Here is a 16610-nt window from a genome sequence, read left to right as displayed (position 1 = left end):
GCAGTCAACATGGTGCATCCTTTCACAATGTCGTTCGTTATCAATCTTTGAGTCAGGCGATCCTACCTGCCTACCTGCTCGGTGGTCCGCTCGTCCCAGTTGAAGCGGGGCTCGTCGTTGAACTCGTAGTCCGTGTCGAAGGACGGCGTGACCGGTTCGAGTTCCGAGGTGATGCCGAAGCTCACCTTTGGGTCGAGTGGCTTGAGCAAAGGACCTTTGCTGTCGCGTTCCGATCTAACTTCGTTTTGCAGCCGGCTCACCAACTTGGCGATCATCGGATCTGCCCAAGGCAAGAGTTCACTGGGACGGACACCGCCGGTATCGCTGAGGCGGTTCTTCGCGGACATCGGGTTTTCAGGGAGACGAATCACTGTGCAGACAATACGTTTGTTCTTTTTCGGGGCAACCATTTTTGAAATCCTTTCGGAAATCGCTGCCATCCGTGACTTTGGTCGGGCACGCGACTTATGTTTTGATTAGAAGCTTCGAGTAGATCAAGTTTTTGAAAAGCACTGCGGTGCGGACCAAGCTCGACGGGTGTGGCTCTGGTTCTCGCGAGTCGCGAAGCGGCCCAACGTGCGAGGCATGTCGGACGAGAGAATGATGATGCAGATCGCGTGCCAAACCTGGGGCTGCGACGCGAAAACAGCCAAAACCAAGTGGTTTTTTTGCACAACGCCCCATCAAGGGAAAGTTCTACAAGCTGACGAAGGTACGTTTTTACAAAAGAGCTTGTAATTGCTAGCTGGGCTTCTGGGCGTGTACGAGTTACCGAGAAGGAACCAGTGGTAGGAGCGTGGTCGACGACATCACAAAGTGGCACTGCGGCTGAGGACGGCCCCCCATTCGCCACGAAAGGAAGCCATCCACCTTGGGGCGATCCGGAACGAGCGGCTGAACGCGAAGGCGTGCGTACTCAATAAGAGCTACTAGTGTATAATCAATCCGCATCCCGCTTTGCCTTGGGTATTCGCCACCTCTGCCAGCTGAGCCAATTATGATTCAGGTCTCTTGGATTCTGGTCTCTTGCCGCCTGCCGGCTCTTCTCGCTGCGATAGCCGTGCTTTGCGCCGGTGAAGTGATCGCCAACGATGTTTTGACGCAGGCGTACAGCTATCCGGACGGTGGCGGTTACAACTGGGTTAAGGGCAATTCCGGTACGCCTGCTGCGATCGAGTTCGATGGCGAGGTGATCTTGGCGAAAGGCGACGGTACCATCTGCTGTGGCTACACGCTGTCGATCGCGACCGAGGTAGCGAAAACGCGAGGCCTTTTCAAAGGAAAGACCGCCGACGACCTCAGGCGTTTCCAGAAACTCTGGTATGGCGACGGCAAGCCAGGCGACAAGTCACTCTGCGTGTTAGCTGTTGAGTCGCTAGGCATCGGCCGTGCGGTCGACCTGGCCGACGCTAAGTCGGGCGACTTCGTCCAGTTTTGGCGACAGAGCGGATCGGGGCACAGCGTCGTTTTCCTTGAGCCGGTTGAGGAGGACGGCGTGCTGGTCGGCTTCCGCTACCGGAGTTCGCAAAAATCGACCGATGGTATCGGCGACCGCACTGAGTACTTCAGTGATGACCCGAAAGGCCGTGGCGCCGTCTCGCGCGAGCAGACCTACGTTTGCCGGCTGAACTCCGACTCTGTGGAAACGGCCGATCAGCTAGCGCCGCAGATTGCCACGCTCATTGCCGAAGGACGGTATTCTGAGGCCGAGTCGGCGCTCAGTCAGCAAGTCGAGGCTAAAGAAAATCTTGCCACGCACGACCCAGCGATTCAACTGGAGCTGATCCGCCGCGTCCGGCACGATTTCTCTCTCACGACCGATACGGTTTTGCAGCAGATCCGCGAATCGATACCCGACGCGACACTCGCCGATCTCATGCGGTGGCGCGACGCGGGAGACTTGCAGTACCGCGTGATCGACGGCTCGCCGCGTTACTTCCGGCGGGCCGTGTCGAACCTGTACCGCTTCAATGATGACGCGCGGATGCGTCGACAGGCGGCACCAGCGGGCAAGGGGTTCGACCTTACCAGCCATATTGCCGAGCTGGTCGAGTTGTCTGAAGCGGCCGACGAGCCGAGCGTCTCTCCGATTCGGCAACGCGTTCGCTATCGCCTCGAGGTGAAGCCTGAATGCCCGGCTGTGCGGCGTGGGGCCATTGTCCGTGCATGGCTGCCGTTCCCGCAAGAGTACCGCCAGCAGCGCGAGGTCCGATTGCTGAAGTCGACACCAAAGCATCATTCCATCGCGCCGAACGGTGCGCCCCATCGAAGCGTCTACTTTGAGCAGACCATCACCGACACAAACACGCCGCTCCGTTTTGAGATTGAGTTCGAGTACTTGACGTCAGCGTGGATTCCGCGACTCGACCCGGCGACGGTCGAGCCCTACGACACGTCGAGCGAACTTTACCGCCGCTACACGGCAGAGCGGCTACCACACATCGCCCTGCCCCCGAGCGTTCGGCGGCTGGCCAAGAACATTGTCGGCGACGAGAGCAACCCGCTTGAGAAGGCCCGGCTGATTTTTCGTTGGGTCTCAGTGAACATTCCGTGGTGTGCGGAGATGGAATACAGCATCATCCCGAGCCTTTCCACCAAAGGACTGGCCGCCCGACGCGGCGATTGTGGCGTGCAGGGGCTTGTGTTTGTTACGCTGTGCCGCGCCGCCGGCGTACCGGCTCGTTGGCAGAGCGGCTGGCAGACGCAACCCGGCAGCGAAAACATGCACGACTGGTCGGAGGTCTACATTGAGCCGTGGGGCTGGCTCCCCGCCGACGCGTCACACGGCGCCCGCGACCACGCCGATCCTCGGGTCCGTGATTTCCTCTGCGGGCACGCCGACCCGTATCGGTTGATTGTCAATCTTGACTACGCCCGAGAGCTCGCGCCGCCCAAGACGAGTTTCCGCAGCGAGCCGAACGACTTCCAGCGTGGCGAGATCGAGATCGATGGCCGCAACCTTTACTTTGACGAATGGACTTACCAATTCGAGGTAAAGTCGGAGAAGATCGAGCAAGCCGCAGACTGACTCTCGCGGTCTTCCGCTCCCGAAATCGGCGGGACTACGTTCGTGGCCGTGATGTCGACCGCCGCGGTCTCTGACGCTCGCCGGGACGCTGAGAGTGCATTAGTCGATGCGATGACGGTAACCGGAGAACTGCAGGAGTTGTTCCCGACGAGGAGAGACCGAAGCGAGATTCACGACGTGCCAAGTCGCCGACGCTGGGGTTTACTGACTGAACCAACAGGTTGCAACTCGGAACTGGATCTCGGAACCTTCCAATTCGTTGCCACTGATGCGGACTGCAATCGAATCCTGTGTGGTATGAGAGGATCAGTTAGATGTCACAGTCAAATTGGTTCTCAACTTGAAAAAATCCGGTTGACTCAAATTGATATCAACCATAGGAGTCACGATCGAATGGTCAATGATTCCACTATCGAAGGGGATCACCTACGCGCATCTTAATTTGAGGCGCGGGAGTATTTATGTGGCGTAGCCAGATCTTATAGAGCCCGAAGAAGGCGACTGCTCCGATCAGTGAGCAGGTGGCGAAGGCGGTCCAATTCCTAATCACTACGAGCATTGGGGCTAGGAAGATCATGACCTGGAAGGTCAAAGCGAAGGGCAAAGCTGTGATATCGCGGCGGTGTTCGCTGGTGACCTGCTGTTTCGTGTGCTCCGGGAGCTCGTCTTTGAATTGCTTCCACAAGCCGAATGGCCATGTCGTGCGGTAAAAGTTTCTGAGCACTTCCGAGTCAGTGGCAGGAGTTAGCAGCGTACCTGCTACGGAGGCGACGAGGCCAACTGCGGCGATCAGAAGTAATTGGTAGTGTGCGCCCATTTCCGGAGCAAGCCAACGCTGCAAAATAGCGGCTCCCATTCCGCAAACCATGCCAAAGGCAAATCCGCCGCCGTTGAAACGCCACCAATAAAGCCGCAGGATGATGGGCATCATCATGCCGCCGCCAAGTCCCATGATGATCCAGTCCCAAATCTCGTGGATGTTCTTCACACTGTAGGCGAATGCGAAACTCACCAGCACCACCGCCGCGATAAATGCCCAAGTCGCGATCAACAACTCACGAATGTTTGCCGCAGGGCGGATGTACTTCTGATAGATGTCTCGAACAAACAAGCCCGCGGTCATGTTGACGTTTGAATCAAATGTCGACATCGACGCGGCAAGCAGAGCAATGAGCATCAGCCCGCGAAAGCCGGAAGGAATCTTAAAGAGCAAGACCGCCGGAAGAATGCGCTCGGGATTCACGGTGCCGTTGTAACTCACCAGCAGGAGTTGGTCCTTCCAGCGTTCGCCAAGTCGTGATTGAAGCTCCTCGACAAGTTGCTGATCACTTGGTGATTCGGCGTTGATCAACTTCGAGGTCACATCCTGCCAGGTCTCTTCAGTCACTTCGGGATGAGACTCTTTGATGAGATCGGAGATTTCTCGAATGACTGCTTGATCAGGAAACAAAGTGCTCACGAGCACAAGCCCCAAGATCGCGAAACCGATCATCATGGGCCAACGAACCGACATCAGGCAGGTCCACAGGAATGAGAGTTTACTGCACTCGGCATCGGACTTTGCGCCAAAGTATTTTGGGTCGTCTCCAGTGCCCATACCAAAGAAAACATTACGTAGCAGATAAATCCCCGCAAAAGCAATCAAGGCTTCGTAATCCTTGTAGCCTTCTGGCATAGGAGTGTTCCACTCCGGCGTGGCCGTGATCCACTTTGCGTTGCCCGTGACTTGCGTAGCCAGTGCCTGGAGCGTCTGAGCGTCGGGCACCTCGGTCATTGCCAGGTAAGAGACCAAGCCAACTGCAGCCACAATGATCACCGACTGCAAGAGGTCCGTGAACACGACTCCATAGAAACCTGAAAACATCGTGTAAACGGCCGCAAAGCCGATCAGCACCACCGCACACTGCATTGGTGAAAACGGCAACAGCATGGATAGGAACAGGCCAATCGCTTTGATCAGCAAGGCCAACATACCGATCAGCCAAGCGATGGTTGCCAGTGCCTTCGCTAACTGAGCAAAGCGGCCACCAGGTCCATCGCCAAAACGGTAGATCATCCATTCCGCCCCAGTCAGACAACCGGAGCGGCGATGCCATTTACCGGTCCAGAGCATCATCAATGCGAGAACCAAGACCGCTCCACCGCGAAACTCGATGAACAACCCACGCGGTCCTAGCATGTAGAGGAAAGAGACAATCAACATCGTGCCCGCGACATCGAGAAAGCTGGCCATCCCTGACGCACCGAGCATCCACCAAGGAAGTGAACGGCCTCCGACCAAGTAATCTTCAAGGCTGGCTGAAGCGAACTTCTTCAGATAGAAGGTCATCCCCACCAGCAAGCACACGTAGGCGATGATAATCGCGTAATCGAAGTGGTTCAGGTAGTCGGACATACTGGAGGGGTTCTTTCAGAGAAATGTGCCGACAATGCAGAAGAGTGAGACGAAGTGGCTGATTGAGGTATGAAGAGTTGTATTTCAAGTTATTCGGGATTTCGCTGAGGCAGTTCAATCAAATCGGCGAGTTCACCTCCCATCAAATCGCCAATTCTTCCCGTTAGCCAGAGATAATGATCCGAAGGAAGCTGATCGACGGCGTAGGTTAGAAAAGGACTTTCACCAACGGGCGGATCGTTCGTGCATTTGAACACGCAGGTTCCTTCGTTCATTTCATCGAACATCGCGACGTAAACCATATCGATGCCTGCTCGCTTGACTTCGGCCGCTTGCGTCCACAAGAACTTACCGCCTAGGCGTGGTATTCGGTTGAGTGGCTTGGGTTTACCCTCAGCCGTTGTCAAGTTGTGCCAACTGAATCCTGGGAAGATCACCGGCAAGTAGCCTTGATCGTTCTGGCTCGTCCACTGGGCATCGGCTTTCAGCGTTTCACTCATCAGGTTTTGGGCATCCTCGACTGTGCCGTAACGGCCCACGGCCCAAGGTGAGATGATGTCCGCCTGTTTGATGACTTCGATGAACCGCGGATCATCCACGGTATCGGGGCCTTGCTCCCGCCAGTAGTAAGGCACGCCCAGCATGACCGCGTTGCCTCCGAAGACCGGATCGTTCTTGAGGAACTCGATAAGTCGGCTGCACTCTTCCAGACTGTAAGCACGATTGTCGTTAAACCCGATGCCCCACACAGCCACCACAGGCTGACCGTGGAAACGGACATAGGAGGAGTCGCTGGCGAGGTTCTCTCGTCGCGCAATTCGCTTGAAGTCGGGGATAACGTACTTTTCGATGTCTCCCGCTTCCAGCGAAGTGAGATCGTACATCAGTGCCCTGATTCGACCATGTTTAACAGCCGCTTTACGGACGTTCTCGTGAACTTGATTGCGATGTGCTAGCGTTTCTGGCTGCTTGAGAGCCCAACCAAAACGCTGCAGGAAAATGCCGTCGATGCCGTATTCTTTCATCCATTGGAAGTGACGATCAACAGTTCTCGCATTAGCGGCACTAAATACGTGAGCGACTGAGTCATCCGCATGACGGAAAGACGTTCCGTATTTTTCATACTCGTCGAACTCGCTCAGATCGGGCCAATAGTCAATGACGCACGTACCGGGCTCAAACTTACCTGCGAAACGGTAGTTATCGAAACCGATCTCCGTGCCATCCCCAGGCGCACCGAACCAGCCTTGATAGCCACAGAAAACCTTCCCGTCCAGTTCGTTGTTCTGCAGTGGTGGTACTGCTTGGCTCTCGGCAGCCATGCTGAACGGGACGAGAAGAAGCAGTGCGAAGAGAGTGAGTTGCGTCTTCCGATCAGTCACTGAAGTACTCGTTAGATAAGGTGCAGGCAAACGACTTCCGCGGGTCGGTAGTCGAGCGAGAGGCAACGCCAAGGTTCGCCTTCACTGGACATCTCCTCGAAAAGATCAACGTGCCCGAGATTGTCCTCAAGGATGTTGGACTTGCACGCGGAAGAGAATGGCAAGCGTGTTTTCAGGACCGCTCGCCCGCTTGAGCCGTAGGGATCGTAAAGCCTGACAACCACTCCTTCGCCGTCTTCGGCAGGCTTGACGGTATCGAGCACGAGACCGCCTTCGACGGTAAATAGCGAGCGGCCAGCCTCAATTTCCGGTCGCTTTGCCCACAGCAATGGCTGGTTGAAGCTGGTCGCTTCGCGAACGACGTCGCCAGACCGCCAATCACCTTGGTGCGGCACGACAGCATAGGCAAATTGGTGCTTACCGACATCGCATTGCTCGTCAGGATAAGTCGGAGCACGCAGCAAGCTCAGAGCAAGATCACCGCGACTCACGCTATAGCCGTACTTGCAATCAGTAAGCAAGGCAACTCCGTAGCCTGGCTCTGAAAGATCTGCCCAACGATGCCCCGGGACTTCGAACTGGGCTGCGTCGGCAGAAGTATTGCAGTGTGTGGGTCGTTCAGCAAAACCGAAGGGCATCTCGAAAGTGGCGTTACTAGCGCGAACCGTGGTTGGGAAATGCACTTTGAGCAGCTTGTGCTTTTCTTGCCAATCGACCTCGCAGTGAAACTCCAACCGTCGTGAATCAGCGTCCAAACGGACGGTCTGTTTTAATGAGCTACTCGTGCCGATGGCTCGCTCAAAAACGACTTCCGCCCGTAGGGGTCCGGGAGTTTGGATGTGACACCGCGAGGCAGGTTGGCAGTCATGACCTGTTTCAAGAATCGAAGGTTCAACATCCCAGGCGTCCCAGAGGCTGGGATGATCGTCGTAGAGAACGAATTTATTGCCAGGTCCACTGAGAACTTGCCGACCCGATTCGGTTTCCTTCAGTTCTAACAGCTCTCCACTCTCGGAAAGCTTTGCCGAGAGTGACTCATTTTGCAAATGCAGCACGCCATCACGAAGCTCGATGGTTACCGGCATACGTGGCTCGTTGCGCGGCAAGAATTCACCAAAACCAACAGACGGTGCGTCTACCAAATGCAACCCTCGATCAGCCGTCTCGACGACTTCACGTCGCGGGAAGCTGGTGGTATTCAGCGGCAGCAAGGTACTGCCTTCTGGTTCTCCGCTTTCCAACTCTCCGTGCGAAAGTTGATCAAGCAATTCTTCGCGGATGGCTTGTCCGAACTCCAAAATCGAAGCAAAGTCGCCGCGGGCCTGTTCGTGAACTTCAGCGATCGAAGAACCCGGCAGGATGTCGTGAAATTGGTTCAGCAGCAGCTTCTTCCAAAGCTGATCAACCCGCTCCTTGGGGTAACTCGCTTGCGACTGGTGGCGAGCCAAGACACCGACCAACTCAATGTCATGCAATAGCCGCTCGCTTTTTCGCAAACCGCGCTTCATCATCGCCTGGCTGGTGTAAGTGCCACGGTGCAGCTCGAAATATAGTTCGCCGACGATGCTGGGAATCGACCGTGTATTTTTCTCAAGTCGCTGGAAGAAGTCTTCCGGCGTACGATGCTCGCACTTCGGGACACCTAGCAAGTTTTTCGTGCGGCGCAACGTCTCCAGCATCTCGGTCGTCGGCCCCCCACCACCATCGCCATGCCCGAAAAGGTAATAAGCATCGCGGCCACGGTCAGCATTCTTGTAGTTTGCCGCGTGATAGCGGAGTTCCTCGACCTCGCAAGTGCCGTTGTAAGTGTCGGCGGGTGGGAAGTGCGTAAGGACTCGACTGCCGTCGGGGCTTTCCCAGTAGAATGTGTGATGCTGGGGCGATGTGAAGCGGTTCCAAGAGAGCTTCTGCGTCAGGAACTTATCGATACCTGCCAGACGCATGATCTGCGGAAGTTGCCCTGCGTATCCAAAGACATCGGGATTCCAGAATTCGGTACAGCGACGCCCAAAGTGTTTCTCGAAGTAGCGCTGCCCAAAAAGGAACTGCCGACAGAGTGACTCACCAGAAGGCAGATTACAGTCGGGCTCGATAAAGGTCCCTCCCACGGGAATCCATTGACCGGCGTCAGCCTTTTCTTGAATCCGGCGGAAGAGATCGGGGTTTCGCTGCTGGATGCACTCGTACTGATAGGCTTGTGAGCATGCGAACAGAAACTCAGGATAGTCATCCATATTGCGGACAGCGGAACTGAAAGTTCGTACGGTCTTGCGATACGTTTCCGCCAAGGGCCACAGCCAAGCGGTATCGATGTGGGCGTGTCCGATTGCGCTGAGCTCGTGGCAAACTGAGCCGTTGCCGACAGAAAGCAATTGGGAAAGTTGTTCACGAGCTGCCGCCCACGTTTGGCGATTGTCTGGGTCCAACGAATTGCAGACGGCATTCAAATCATAGAGAAGTTGGCCTGCCCAAGCAGTGTCGAGCGCCGGTCGAGACAACGCTTTCTGACCCGGATTGATGGCACGCGACTCCTGTGCCGGCAGGCGGTCAACGAGAAGTTCGTAGAGCACTCGAATGTCGTGATAGAGATCCCATGCCGCTCGATCAAAACAGCGAATCTCGCAAGTTTCGAGCCAGTGAGAAGAGCGTGGCGAGGGAGTCGGCCAGGGAAGGCCGGGCACTCCGTCGGCACCGAGCAAATGATTGCAAGCCACCTCGACGAAGAGAGTCAGTTCCTCATTACCTTCGGCCACTTTGATAAGTTGTGACGTTTCGCGACCCGGATTGAAACCGTGAACCGCTTGCCCCTCGATCCAGAGTTCTGCTTCGCTGTTGCTGCTCCAAGCGAAATCGATCCGCTCGCCCTGCCAATCTTCCGGGATCTGAATTTTGAGTCGAAACCAGTAAGTCGCGAAGGTCGGCCCAAGTGATACGCCGATTTCTGTCGGACGAAAATTAAGGTCTTTCGCTTCATCAAAGGAAATGCGTTCAACAGGTCCGGCAAACTCGATTGATTTGACCGGTGATCGCCGAGGGTAGATTGCTTGGGCGAGCCGATCTTTTAGAACCTTTACGCGACCTTCAATGTAAGTACTTTCACCAACGAAGGGAGGCGAGCCAGCAGGATGGCTTCGCTGAGGAGCATCAGGTGCGCGCTCAACTCTCGGCTTGTCCTGCTGTTGGTGCATGGTCGTGAATTAGAAAAGGAGTTGTTCGTGCTGAAGGCGTCAGCAAAAAGACGTTAGGTGATTCCAGAAGTGGCGTTTATTTCGTTGTCGGTGACCCGATTGAACCGCCATCGAAGATTTTGAGTTCCTGCGGTTCGATCAAGAGCGGCCCATCCCAGTTATCTACTTCACCTCCGCCAGCAAACCAATCAGCACAGGTATTCATGTAGTCCACGGCTTCAGGACGTTCGAAAGACGCGATCGGCGGATTGATAAACTTTCCAATGCCTTCGCAGTCAATCGTGCAGACGGATAGCTCATCGCCGATCGAGATGCCGGCTTCGCTAGCGGCTCGGACTACGCCCATCGCTGCCGGTAAAGTGATGCAGAAGACAGCCGTGGTTTGCTTATCCTTCTCGCGAATCCATTTACGCGCGACCTCGACACCAACGTCGAAGATGTTTCGATCGACGTCACACGGCTCATCAAAGAGCCGTCCGCCAACTGATTCACCCTCGCTCCATTTGGTCCACTCGTCGATTCTTGCTTGCGTAATTGTGTTGTGGCCTTGAACATTGATGCAATCGATCTGTCGATGACCGAGATTTTGCAAACGCTCAATCATGGAATCAGTTAATCGCGGCGGGAACAGGACAATCGACGGCATATCGAAGTGCGTCAAATCCTCAGATAGTGCAACCACTCCATTCGCTTCGGTAAGCAACTCAGCCGTCCACGCAGGGATTGGCTCAGAACTGGTGACGAGAAAAACACCATCGAAGGCCCGTATCGATTCGGTAATCGCCGGATCGTCCCAGTGGTGGTAGTTAATCACACGCACGCGATCCCCTCGTTTACGTGCCACACTTTCCATAGCCGCTAGCCAAAGTTGCAAGTCAGGTGAGAATGACTTCGGGGCGATGCTCGGCGAGACGAATGCAATCTGCATCCCACCAACTTTCGCGCGCGCATTCGGACTAAGCACAAGTCGACGATTCGCAGCCCTTTCGAGAAGGCCCTTTTGCTCCAAGTCGTCGAGTGCTTTGCGAAGGGTAACTCGACTGACTCCAATGTCGTCGGCCAAATCGCGTTCGGCAGGAATCCCATTCAGGGCATAATCCCCTTTCTGGATTCTGCGTTCGAGCAGATTGGCAATGCGGAGGTGCTTCATTGCAGGAGTGTGGGTTATCGCCAATTCTTCAAGATGCGCTGACTCGAAGTGAGACATCTCGGAGGTGACGTAGACCATCGGGTAGTCCAAAGTTGGTATACAGAACATGATAGTCTCGACGAGCCTTTTTTGAAACATCCCGCACGAATTTCACTGGTTTTGTGGCTAATTACCCCAACGATTTTGCAATGTGTACCAAATTTGGTATATTTTGTCCATCATCAGATTCGTCTCCCAAAACTCTCTTCCCTGCTGCCGCTCGGATATCTCACGCACGAACATGAGGTCGCGAGAATGAAGTCCAAAGTCGCAACCAGCCGCCTTCTTCAATCAGCATTTCGCAATTCATCGACTGGTTTGAGCGTCTTATTGGTCAGCGCAGTGCTTACAGGCATGGCTACGGCGGCCCCTAAACTCAACGTCTTGTTCATCGTGGTCGACGACCTGCGTCCCGAAGTTAAATGCTACGGCAAAGCATCGATGGTTACGCCCCACATGGACCGCCTGGCGAAGAAAGGCGTGAAATTCAACCACGCCTATTGTCAGTACCCGGTTTGCAATCCGAGCCGCGCTTCTTTTCTCACAGGCAAACGCCCTGATGAGCTCGGAATCTTGAATAATGAAATTTCGCTGCGGCAGAAGTGGCCCGACTTGGTTACGCTTCCGCAACTCTTCCGCAACAACGGTTATTACACCGCCGGACTAGGAAAGCTCTTTCACGTAGGACTCGATGACACAGGCAAGAAAACACTGTTTCGTGACATGGCTTCTTTCGATCACTTTTACCGTGCGCTCGGGAAGAGCCCAGCCATCGGGCACGAAGGAAAAGGTCGCAAGGTAGGCGGTGAGAGCATCCCTTGGTGTTCGTGGCTGGCCGCGGAAGGGGGCGACGAGGCGCAGCCCGATGGCATGCTGGCCAGCGAGGCGGTACGAGTTCTTGAAGAAAACCGTGATAACCCTTTCTTCATCAGCGTCGGATTTCACAAGCCCCACGATCCGTTTCACGCACCAAAGGAATACTTCGAGCCTTATCCTTTGGATCAGGTCAAGCTGGCTAAGAATCCTGCTGATCGAACTCCGTTACTAAGACATGCGCTGCCAATCCATAGCTACGACTTTTCCAAGTTCAACGATCAAGATTGCCGTGAGATCAAGCGTGCCTATCGTGCCTGCACCACTTTTGCCGATGCCCAGGTGGGAAAATTGTTTGAGACCCTCGATCGACTGGAGCTTTGGGACAGCACGATCGTCGTCCTGATGGGTGACCACGGTTACCATTTGGGTGAGCACGGCTGGTGGAACAAAGTAACCGTCTTCGAACTCGGTGCCCGCGGGCCGATGATGATCTGGGTGCCGGGAGAAAAAGGGATGGGGCAGCCGACTGATTCTGTCGTTGAATTTCTCGACCTTTACCCGACGCTTATCGACTACTGCGGGCTAGAAAATCCGCATAAGCTCTCGGGCAAGAGCTTACGTCCCGTCCTGGAAGAACCTGCCAAGACATGGGACCAGTCAGCTTATACGCAAGTCACACGCGGTGAAGTAGGCATGGGCTACAGCGTTTGCCAAGGTTCCTACCGCTTCACGCAATGGGGTAAGAAAGGACAAGGTGGGTACGAACTCTATGATCATTCCAAAGATCACGCGGGCTACTACAACCTAGCTGACGACCCTGACTTCGCGGAGGTGCGCGAGCGGATGGACAAGTTATTGAAACAGGGCTTCCCCGCCTTGAACTAGACCTGTTTGTCTATTAGCCCCATGCAATCTTCAAAGGATCGCCTTGTGTGAAGAATGCATTGATGGACTCTTCCTCTTCAGAGTAAACTTCGTCGAAAACCGCATTTTCCGGTGCCGCTTCGTTTGAGCTAGGAAGCTCCGAATGGTTCGTGGTGAAACGAGTAAGTTTCTCGACAAACGCTTCTGACTCTTCTTCAACTGTCTCAACTTCTTTACTTTCTCGGTTGAGTGCTTGTTGCGAGAAGCTAGCGTCGAGAACTGCGAGTCGCGAGGTTGGTTGTGGTTCCGATGGCTTGGTTGCCTCTATCTCACTTGCTACTACAGCCGTGCCTGTCGTAATTGTGCTCAAAGTCTGAACCCCAGATGAAACTGCAGCCGATGCCCCGAAGTTTCGTTGCCAAGTGAGGAAATCGCCGCCGTCAATCAAACCATTCATCGAACCGTCCGGGCCAGTCCCCACCGGTACGCTCGTCCCGTAGTTGTCGGTCCAAACGGTGAGATCACCAGTATCCACGCCATCGTCATAGTTGTAGTCGCCCGGCAAGTCGGGAGGCAGATTTACTTCGAGCGCGGCAGTCACCATGCTCGCACCAAGATTGCCTTGTCCATCAGTGGGTGTCACGCGCACTTGATACGTCCCCGACGCCAAGCTTGAGGTATCCCAAGCAAATTCGTCGGACCAGGTGCTACGCCCCGTCGCCATGTCATAGCCTGTCTGCGAAGTTCCGCTGGCGTGTTGATAGACGTGATCCAGAGCGTTCCATGAGGTACCGCCATTGTTCGACCACTCGAGCAACGCTTGCATATCTTCACGCACTGTCCACTCGTCCATCGCACCGGTTTTCCAATCGTCAGCTAGCGACCACTGCACGGTGGCCGTATTCTGCGCCGGATTAGACGTAGCTATGGCTGCTTGCAATTCCGGATCGATAAGATCGGCGAAGGAGTGCAAGACACGCACGCGGTCGATAGGGATGTTACTGCCCACGATACGAAAATCTGCCGCGGCATTCTGGCGGTTACCGAAGAAGGCGTCGTCCAAATAAAAGCGTGCCGTCCGCCACTGTCCGTTATTGGTGAGAGTCACCGGCGTGGCAGGCTGGAAAGCCGACGTCGTCGAATCGTACTGAATATTCAGGCTGCCAGCGCCAACGTCGCGGTAGATGACTTCGACAATCGCGTTCAAGCCTGCTTGAACTTCATGAGCGAAGTCGTCGTCGACTCGCATGTACATATAGAGAGAGGTCGGTGCCCCAGTCACTACACGAACGCTACGACCATCGACGGTCGTTGCCGCTGTCTGCCCATCGCCAGACTGATCGACTTGCCTTAGGCCATTGATGGTGTTCGTCGTCCCAAGATCCGCGTCGACGGTCAGCATACTTTCCTTGATAATACGCACTCGGCGGATGAACAGATTTCCACCCGCCTTTTCGATGCGAAAATCGGCTCCACCCGCCTGATTATTGTCGAAACGAGCATCAGAAAGTTGGAAACGGTGTCTACGCCATTGATTGCTGCCCGTCAGTGACGCCACGGAGCTTGTTGTGAACGCACTCGATGCGGAATCGTACCCGACACCAAACTGACCAACGGAATTATCGAGATACTCCACTTCAATCGTCACATCACGACCGTCGGTTTCGTCCAGGAGAAAATCGTCGTCTAAAGCGAAGTACAGGTAATCGTCCGCAGAGAAAATCGCATCGAAGGTTTCACCGTCGACCGTGAACGACATACTCTGGATCTGGCCATCAGGGTTGTCGACGGTTGAAAGCCGATCACCGCCAGAGCCCTCCCAAACGACCTCGCCGCCAGTATTTGAACGATTCTCAAGTTCCGCTTCGGTTGGCATCGTATCGTTGATAGAAATCTTGCCCTGAAGTGCTTGCTTTGCTCTTCCAGTAAGCGCCATCCACCAGTCGTTCGGCCTCGGGTCGCTTACTTGATAGGTGAGCGGATCGCCCTGCGGGTCCGTGTCGGGCACTGGCGGATCGTCGGTCCCGGGGATGAGATTCGTGCCTTCGTCGTATTCGTCGAACATCCCGATGAAGTACCACGGCGCGTCGGTTTCATTAGCAGCATCGCTGATCATCCGCCAATAGAACTCGCCATCCTCACGGTCAATCGAAGTTGCCGTGTCGTCATTCTGCAAATGGGTCCAAGAGAAGCCGGGGAAGATATGTGGTATGTGATCGGTGACGCCGTCTAAGATTGCTTCGTTAGGAGCGAAAGAGTCTCCACCCGCCCAATATCCCTGCCAAGGAATATAAGCGTCGTGCAGTCCAGCATTCGCCACTTGTCCAGGAGTCTGAGTATGTCGCCCGGCACCGATCACGTAGACGCCACGTGACTGGAAATAGTTGATAAGGTCTGTCTGCTGCGCGGTCGTGTAAGTGTTGCCACTGGTGACATGCAACCCAAAAATCGCCACGACCGGCTTGCCGTCTTCTCGCTGATAATGCGAGTCGTTCAGCATGTCCAAACCGTTGGTGTCGGTCAGAAACTCCCAGTCGTCCTTGACTTGTTGGATTTTCTGCCACCGCTGAGCTTCCGTTCCGCCATTCTGAATGTCGTACTCGATGGCCCACGTGCGTCCCTCACGATGGGCTGCGTCGCGAGCGTTAACGACCGGCCACTGGGGCTCCCCTTGATACGAGCCATCGGGCTGATTAAACATGAACGACTCGGAGAATCGCTGCACGAAAACTCCGTCAATGTCGTGCTCACGCATCCAACGGAAGTGTCGATTCACTACCGACGCATTCGCTGAAGAAAAAAGATAGGCTTGTTCGCCGCTGGCAGTCGTCACGCCCGGCACGGCAAAGACTTCGTTCGCGTCGTAATCATTCGCATCGGGCCATTGCTCAATCGACCAATTCCCAGGCTGCCCCCAGTGGACGTATCCTTCATCAGCCGCATCGTTGGGTGTGTTAAACCACCCCTGATAGCCGGCCAGCACCTTGCCACTAAGAGTCGAGGCATCGACCTCTCGGCTTGGGCCCTGATAGGGTGACTCCCAAGGTGGCGAGAAGACCCAGTCGAGACCGCTTTCAGGAAAAGGTTGGTCAGAAAGCTCAACTGTTGAGACAGGTACGCCACCAGTGTTCACGCGAAAGTCACGACCATTACTGCCGTTAGCAAACTGCACGTTCTCCAATACGTGATACGTGCTTACGAATTGCTGGGTGTCCACAACGCTTGAACGCGAGTGGAACTCAGTATCGTCAAAGTTATCCGTGAGGCTGTCATACTCAACACGAAGTCGTCCCGAGCCTTCGTCGTAATAGTTGACCTTCAGATAGAAAGTGTCTCCCGCTTGAGCTCCGGGAAACGCATTGAGCGTGGTGTTGTAGTAGAGAAAAGCGGGACCGACATGAACCGTGGTTCCCTCGCGCTGCTCGGCAACCCAAGTGCCGTCGCCACTGTTTGAGGAGGGAGAATTAAACGTAACGGTCGTTAAGAGGCGTCGCTCTTCAAGTAGCTCGAATAAGGGGCGGCGATGGCTATCCCTCCTTCCATTACCGTTTTGCAAGCCTCTAAGGTTGTAGGTACGTCCCATCTTCTGCCGCGCTTCTTCTACTGTCCCGGTTTTGGCACATCCAAGCCCCTACTATACCAAAAATGGTATGCTTCTCCCAGCATTTTGTGCTGAAGTGAGAGGGATTGATCGGGCTCTAAGACTCCTATTAGGCGGTTGTCGAGAATCCCGATCGGAAAAGTTGAC

The 16610-nt window shown here is 54.9% G+C and carries 8 protein-coding genes; 2 read left to right on the top strand and 6 right to left on the bottom strand.

Annotated features, from left to right (window positions below):
- Positions 1 to 62: 62 nt before the first annotated feature.
- Complete coding sequence (locus RIB44_00700; protein MEQ8615092.1) at positions 63 to 410, bottom strand: hypothetical protein; 348 nt, start codon at positions 408 to 410, stop codon at positions 63 to 65.
- Between the two features lie 587 nt (positions 411 to 997).
- On the opposite strand from RIB44_00700, the gene RIB44_00695 reads away from it, so the two are divergent.
- A complete protein-coding gene (locus tag RIB44_00695) occupies positions 998 to 3028 on the top strand; it encodes a transglutaminase domain-containing protein (protein MEQ8615091.1) in 2031 nt (676 codons plus the stop codon).
- A 409-nt stretch (positions 3029 to 3437) separates the two neighbouring features.
- Here RIB44_00695 and RIB44_00690 read toward each other — a convergent pair whose 3' ends face one another.
- From RIB44_00690 to RIB44_00675, 4 genes are all read right to left on the bottom strand, one after another.
- The gene (locus RIB44_00690) at positions 3438 to 5423 is read right to left on the bottom strand and encodes a hypothetical protein (GenBank protein MEQ8615090.1); all 1986 of its coding nucleotides are present in this window, start codon (positions 5421 to 5423) and stop codon (positions 3438 to 3440) included.
- An 89-nt stretch (positions 5424 to 5512) separates the two neighbouring features.
- Positions 5513 to 6805, bottom strand: coding sequence for a glycoside hydrolase family 71/99-like protein (locus RIB44_00685; GenBank protein MEQ8615089.1), 1293 nt, complete (start codon positions 6803 to 6805; stop codon positions 5513 to 5515).
- A gap of 11 nt (positions 6806 to 6816) precedes the next feature.
- Positions 6817 to 9993 (bottom strand): glycoside hydrolase family 38 C-terminal domain-containing protein, encoded by a 3177-nt coding sequence (locus tag RIB44_00680; GenBank protein MEQ8615088.1) that lies wholly within the window; start codon positions 9991 to 9993, stop codon positions 6817 to 6819.
- Between the two features lie 76 nt (positions 9994 to 10069).
- Positions 10070 to 11221: a GntR family transcriptional regulator gene (locus tag RIB44_00675; protein MEQ8615087.1), complete on the bottom strand. Its 1152-nt coding sequence runs from the start codon at positions 11219 to 11221 to the stop codon at positions 10070 to 10072.
- A 216-nt stretch (positions 11222 to 11437) separates the two neighbouring features.
- Between RIB44_00675 and RIB44_00670 the strand changes: the two genes are divergently transcribed.
- Entirely contained in the window at positions 11438 to 12883 is a 1446-nt protein-coding gene (locus RIB44_00670; protein MEQ8615086.1) for a sulfatase, read from the top strand.
- Positions 12884 to 12896: 13 nt separating this feature from the next.
- Here the strand turns inward: RIB44_00670 and RIB44_00665 are convergent, their stop codons facing one another.
- Entirely contained in the window at positions 12897 to 16445 is a 3549-nt protein-coding gene (locus RIB44_00665; protein MEQ8615085.1) for a hypothetical protein, read from the bottom strand.
- Positions 16446 to 16610 lie beyond the last annotated feature (165 nt).

Source organism: Lacipirellulaceae bacterium (assembly GCA_040218535.1).
In the GTDB taxonomy this organism is placed as follows: domain Bacteria; phylum Planctomycetota; class Planctomycetia; order Pirellulales; family Lacipirellulaceae; genus Adhaeretor.
Note: the sequence above shows the minus strand (reverse complement) of the source record. Positions and strands in the feature narration are given on the sequence as shown.

What these genes read in the sequence shown, in the direction of transcription:
- RIB44_00700 (MEQ8615092.1), bottom strand. Translation starts at nt 410, where the DNA reads ATGGTTGCCCCGAAAAAGAACAAACGTATTGTCTGCACAGTGATTCGT.
- RIB44_00695 (MEQ8615091.1), top strand. Translation starts at nt 998, where the DNA reads ATGATTCAGGTCTCTTGGATTCTGGTCTCTTGCCGCCTGCCGGCTCTT.
- RIB44_00690 (MEQ8615090.1), bottom strand. Translation starts at nt 5,423, where the DNA reads ATGTCCGACTACCTGAACCACTTCGATTACGCGATTATCATCGCCTAC.
- RIB44_00680 (MEQ8615088.1), bottom strand. Translation starts at nt 9,993, where the DNA reads ATGCACCAACAGCAGGACAAGCCGAGAGTTGAGCGCGCACCTGATGCT.
- RIB44_00675 (MEQ8615087.1), bottom strand. Translation starts at nt 11,221, where the DNA reads ATGGTCTACGTCACCTCCGAGATGTCTCACTTCGAGTCAGCGCATCTT.
- RIB44_00670 (MEQ8615086.1), top strand. Translation starts at nt 11,438, where the DNA reads ATGAAGTCCAAAGTCGCAACCAGCCGCCTTCTTCAATCAGCATTTCGC.
- RIB44_00665 (MEQ8615085.1), bottom strand. Translation starts at nt 16,445, where the DNA reads ATGGGACGTACCTACAACCTTAGAGGCTTGCAAAACGGTAATGGAAGG.